The organism is Candidatus Aquicultor secundus (genome assembly GCF_002791875.1).
Taxonomy (GTDB): domain Bacteria; phylum Actinomycetota; class Aquicultoria; order Aquicultorales; family Aquicultoraceae; genus Aquicultor_A; species Aquicultor_A secundus.
The window spans coordinates 1-5,500 of the sequence record NZ_PFNG01000198.1 but is presented as its reverse complement, the minus strand read 5'-3'; the positions used below and the strand labels follow the sequence as shown (position 1 = coordinate 5,500).

The 5,500-nt window shown below is 50.2% G+C and carries 5 protein-coding genes; all 5 read right to left on the bottom strand.

Features of this window, described 5'->3' with window-relative positions:
- Window positions 1-191: 191 nt before the first annotated feature.
- Window positions 192-1,412 carry an argininosuccinate synthase gene (locus COY37_RS08245; protein ID WP_286678792.1) on the bottom strand — a complete coding sequence of 407 codons (1,221 nt, stop codon included), beginning with the start codon at window positions 1,410-1,412 and terminating at the stop codon, window positions 192-194.
- A gap of 28 nt (window positions 1,413-1,440) precedes the next feature.
- A complete protein-coding gene (gene argR, locus COY37_RS08240) occupies window positions 1,441-1,911 on the bottom strand; it encodes an arginine repressor (RefSeq protein ID WP_286678791.1) in 471 nt (156 codons plus the stop codon).
- A 21-nt stretch (window positions 1,912-1,932) separates the two neighbouring features.
- Window positions 1,933-2,868 (bottom strand): ornithine carbamoyltransferase, encoded by a 936-nt coding sequence (gene argF, locus COY37_RS08235; RefSeq protein WP_353682457.1) that lies wholly within the window; start codon window positions 2,866-2,868, stop codon window positions 1,933-1,935.
- A gap of 134 nt (window positions 2,869-3,002) precedes the next feature.
- Window positions 3,003-4,199, bottom strand: coding sequence for an acetylornithine transaminase (locus tag COY37_RS08230; RefSeq protein WP_286678789.1), 1,197 nt, complete (start codon window positions 4,197-4,199; stop codon window positions 3,003-3,005).
- 236 nt (window positions 4,200-4,435) lie between these two features.
- The gene (gene argB, locus COY37_RS08225; RefSeq protein WP_353682456.1) at window positions 4,436-5,296 is read right to left on the bottom strand and encodes an acetylglutamate kinase; all 861 of its coding nucleotides are present in this window, start codon (window positions 5,294-5,296) and stop codon (window positions 4,436-4,438) included.
- Window positions 5,297-5,500: the final 204 nt, after the last annotated feature.

The window sequence follows — 5,500 nt, the reverse complement described above, 5'->3', positions numbered from 1 at the left end:
ATGCACAGAAAGTAGGATGTCGCGGTACTAGGTTCTTCACTTCGTTCAGAATGACACCCAAGCAGCACTTTTCTTTAAAACCCACTCGCTCGACCACATCTCATTCATCTATTAGCCTATTAACCCATTCACCTATTAACCTATTAACCCATTCACCTATTAACCCATTCACCCATTCATCTATTAACCGGTTACTTCCTATACTTCCGACCCCAGGTTTCAAGGCTCAGGCCGAATATCTTATTGAAGCCTTCGGCGGCTTTGTGGGAGAAAGTGTCGTCGGCTTCGTAGGTTGCAAGCGAGCGGTCGTAGAGGGAATTCGGCGACTTGCGGCCTACTACCTGGCATGAACCCTTGTAAAGTTTCAAACGGATAGTTCCGTTTACTACTTTTTGCGTTTCGTTTATAAACGCGTCGAGCGACTCGCGAAGCGGGCCGAACCAGAGGCCGTCGTAGATAAGGTCGGCGTATTTCTCTTCGACGGCGTATTTAAAGTGCATGAGGTCGCGCGTAAGCGTCATATCTTCGAGTTCGCGGTGCGCCATGATCAGGGTTAGCGCGGCCGGGGCTTCGTAGATTTCGCGTGATTTGATACCGACAAGCCGGTTTTCCACCTTATCGATACGCCCGAACCCGTTTGAACCGGCGATTTGATTGACCTTTTCGATGAGGCTTAAGAGGTTCATCTTTTGACCGTCGACAGCTATCGGCACGCCCTGTTCGAATTCGATCTCGACATACGTCGGCTCGTCGGGGGCCTGCATCGGGTCAACGGTCAAAGTAAATGCGTCCGCCGGCGGCTCGATCCAGGGGTCTTCGAGGATTCCGCACTCGATCGATTTGCCCCAGACGTTCTCGTCGATACTGTAAGGGCTCTTCTTGGTGATAGATATCGGGATGTTATGCTTCTGCGCGTACTCGATTGCGGACTCGCGGGTAAAATCCCACTCGCGGGCCGGCGCGATGATTGTGATATCGGGGTTAAGCGCACGCATCGTTACCTCGAAACGCACCTGGTCGTTGCCCTTGCCTGTGCAGCCATGCGCGGCATAGACGGCCCCGGTTCCCTCGGCGGCTTCGATCAATATTTTTGCGATGAGCGGCCTCGATAACGACGTGGCCAGCGGATATTTCTTTTCATAGAGGGCGTTCGCTTTGAGTGCGGGGGCGATAAACTTCTCAGCGAAGGCTTTTTTCGCGTCCACCATTTCGGAATGGACGGCGCCGATTTTAAGCGCCTTTTCTTTAATGGCTTCGAGGTCGCCCCCCTGACCGACATCGACCGCGACCGCGATTACCTCTAAATCATAGTTTTCCTGCAGCCATTTTATGGCAACCGAGGTATCTAGTCCCCCGGAGTAGGCCAAAACTACCCTGTCTTTTGGCTCCCGTATGCTTCCAACCTGTCCCACAAACTCCTCCTACTTGTTTCTTGCGCTATTATAGCGTTTTTTCTTCACGTAATTTTGAAAGGCGCTCGACAATAAAGTCGGCTACGTCGCTTGTGCGGGTAATGACGAGGATTGTGTCGTCGCCCCCAACGGTGCCGAGGACATTGTGCCACTTTACCGCATCAATCGCCGCCGCCACTGCCTGTGCCGTACCCGGGTGGCTCTTTACGACCACAAGATTATCCGTCTTGTCGATCGATACCATAAACTCGTTGAGTAAAGAGCGCAGGCGCTCTATCTCGGGGAGCGAATAGATCTGCCTTCCCGTGGATACTGCGGCTTTTCCTTTGATTATTTTTACTTTTTGCAGCCCCAGGTCGCTTATGTCTCTGGAGACCGTGGCCTGGGTAACGTCGTAGCCTTGCTTTTCAAGCTCAGAAATCAATTCTTCCTGAGTTGATATATTCATCGTCTCAATGATCTGTTTAATCGCGCTTAGTCTCTCTTGTTTTATTCTCATTTAATCAACCACCGAATTTTATTACCGGATAAGTAAAGCGAGCGCGGCTTTTGCCGTATGTAAGCGATTTTCGGCCTGCTCAAAGACAAGGGATTGCTTGCTCTCTATTACCTCGTCCGTTACCTCCTCGCCCCGGTGGGCGGGTAGGCAGTGCAGGAATATCGCGGACGGCTTTGCGACCTCCATCAAGTCGCTGTTTACCTGGTAAGGTTTAAATATTTTCAAGCGCTCCTCGCGCTCGGCTTCCTGTCCCATGCTGGCCCATACATCCGTATAGATAACGTCTGCGTCCTTTGCGGCTTCAAGCGGATTATTTGTTATAGTTATCGCGTGGTTCATGTTGCGTATGGACCCGGTCGCAAACTGAACTACCTCGGGGTCGGGCTCATATCCTTTCGGACAGCCTACGGCCATATTTATCCCAAGTTTCCCGGCAACGATCATGAGCGAATTCGCCACGTTGTTGCCGTCTCCGATATAGGCCAGCTTTAAGCCCGCGAGCCGGTCTTTGCTCTCAAGGATGGTCATGAGATCGGCCAACGATTGCATCGGATGGTAACCATCCGTTAATGCGTTTATGATCGGCATTGTGGAATATTCGGCAAGCTCCTCGACATCGCTTTGCTTAAACGTCCTTATTACGGCGGCGTCGACATAGCCCGAGAGCACCCTGCCCATGTCCTTGATCGGTTCACGCTCGCCGAGTTTTACCTCGTCATCGCGCAAGAATATCGGGTGCGCGCCTAAATGGGAGGCGGCCGTCTCGAACGATATCCTCGTGCGGCTGGACGGCTTATGGAAAATCACCGCTATGGTTTTTCCCTCAAGTATACGGTGCGGCTCGTTTCTTTTCTGCAGCCGTTTTAGCTCCATCGCTTTTGCCAGCAACTGGTATATCTCGTCCTGGCTGTAGTTTTTAAGCGATAGGATATTTCTCCCTTTTAGACTCGCCATTATCGACTCCTACGATCTTAAAAATCCCAACTAATCCGCACATCCGATTACATTAGCTCACGTCAAGCTTTATTAATCTACCTAAATCTACCTTATTACACCTTTTTGCACCTATTACTTTGCTTTATAGCATTAGTCTATACAACCGAACGCTCGAGTACTAACCGCTCTATCGCAGCCATAGCCGTATCGACTTCGGCTTCGGTTAAGCAAAGCGGCGGTAAGAACCTAATTATAGTAGTGCCTATATTATTTGCAACTATGCCTTCTTTTAAAAGATCAAGCACGATGTTTCGCGCCTGTTCCTCGTTTAATTCTATCGCAAGCATGAGGCCCGCGCCCCGCACTTCTGTTATCATGCCTGTTTTGGTTTTAAGGGTTTCAAGCTTGTTTTTGAAATATGCGCCGACCTTACGGCTGTTCTCGACAAGGTTCTCCTCTTCGAGGACGTTAACGGTCGCCAGTGCACCGGCACAAACAACGGGACCGCCGCCGAATGTTGAGCCGTGCTCACCCGGCTTAAACACTGAAGCCTTTTCGCTTGCTACAAGAACACCGATAGGAAGGCCGCTTCCGATGCCTTTTGCAAGGGTCATCACATCGGGTACGACACCTGTCGCTTGGTAAGCGAACATCGTACCGGTCCGTCCCATTCCCGTTTGGACCTCGTCGAATATCAACAGAAGGTCGCGCTCGTCGCACAGCGCCCGTACCTGCTTCAGGTAGTCATAATCGCATGGGTAGACACCGCCCTCACCCTGGATGACCTCGAGCATGACCGCGCATGTCTTGTCGCTTACCTCATTTTTAAGTGCCTCGAAATCGTTAAGCGGCACGTGCTTAAAACCGGGCGGCATCGGCTCAAACGGCTTTTGTTTATCGGGTTGGCCGGTCGCGGCCAGGGTTTTCATGGTGCGGCCGTGAAACGAACGAAGCGCAGTGATAATCTCATAGGCGTCCTTGCCTTTGGGTTTTGCGTAGCGCCGCGCAAGTTTTATGGCCCCCTCGTTGGCCTCGGCGCCGCTATTTGCAAAGAAGCATTTATCGCCGAAAGATATCTCGCTTATCTTTTTAGCAAGCTTTGCCTGCGGCTCGGTATAGTAGAGGTTGGAGACATGCATAAGCATCTCGACCTGGTCTTTTATCGCACCTACGACCTTTGGATGGCAGTGACCGACGTTGGTCACGCCGATACCGCTTAAGAGATCGAGATATTCTTTCCCGTTATCATCCCACAGCTTAGTGCCCTTACCTTTAACAAAAGCAATCGGCAACCGTCCGTACGTGCTCATATGATACGTATCATCAAACTCTTTCAGTTCATTTAAGTTCATCGTTATGCCTTTCGTTTATAGCTATCAGCTGTCAGCTAAGCAAAGTAGTAACCGATTGTCATTCTGAGGCGTTAGCCGAAGAATCTAGCAGAGAGAGCACTCACAGACCTCTATCACTGAGATGTCTAAACTTAGACACTCCTACATAAGAAGAAGGTTTCTGCACGCTAGATTCTTCAGTCGCTTCGCTCCTTCAGAATGACACTCTCGTGGGCTCTGTCCTTTTCAAACCCACACTACTTGCTGATCATCGTTCCGACGCCCTGGTCGGTGAATATCTCGAGCAGGAGCGCGTGCGGAACCATGCCGTTCAAAATGTGCGCACGCTTGACTCCCGATTTAATTGCGGTTACGCACCCTTCAACCTTTGGAAACATGCCCGAGCTTATCTCATTGTTGGCGAGTTTGTGCTCGCATTCATCCAGCGTAAGCTCAGAAATTAGCGATTCCTTATCATCAAAATCTCTATAGAGACCGTCAACATCCGTTAAGAAGATGATTTTATCCGCCTCGAGTGCGGCGGCTATCTCACCTGCAACTTTGTCGGCGTTAATATTATAACTCATACCGTCTTCACCTACACCGACGGTTGCCACAACGGGGATAAAATCGTCCTTGATAAGGTTCTCGAGCACTTCCTTGTTGATTTTAGCAACCTCTCCCACGTAGCCAAGGTCGACATCGGTCATCTGCTTTTTCTTTGCAACGATTAGGTTGCCGTCGTCCCCACTCAAGCCGACCGCAAGTTTTCCGTGGCGGTTGATAAGCGAGACGATTTCCTTGTTGACCTTGCCGACAAGGACCATTTTAACGATATCGATCGTTTCCTTATCGGTCACGCGCAGGCCGTTTACAAACTTGACCTCCATCCCCAGGGCTTTCATATGCCTGGAAACCTCGGGGCCGCCTCCGTGAACGATAATCGGATTAAGGCCGACGTATTTCATCAGCACGATATCCGTCGCGACCACTTCTTTTAAATCCTCGCGCTCCATCGCCGCGCCGCCGTACTTAATTACGACCGTCTTGCCATGATATTCTTTTATATACGGCAACGCCTCCGTAAGTATCTGCGCTTTTTCCATAACAACCTGCATATCTACCATAGTGTACTCCTGCTTTATCATATTTCTTAGTCTATGCTTAATAATCTAGCTCTCGTTTGTCATTCTGAGGCTTAAATTGTCACCCTATCCTTCACTTGTCATTCTAAACGCCGACAATTGTCATTCTAAACGCCGGCAATTGTCATTCTGAGCAGGTCCTTCGCTATCGCTCAGGATAAACTCCGAATCTAGAGA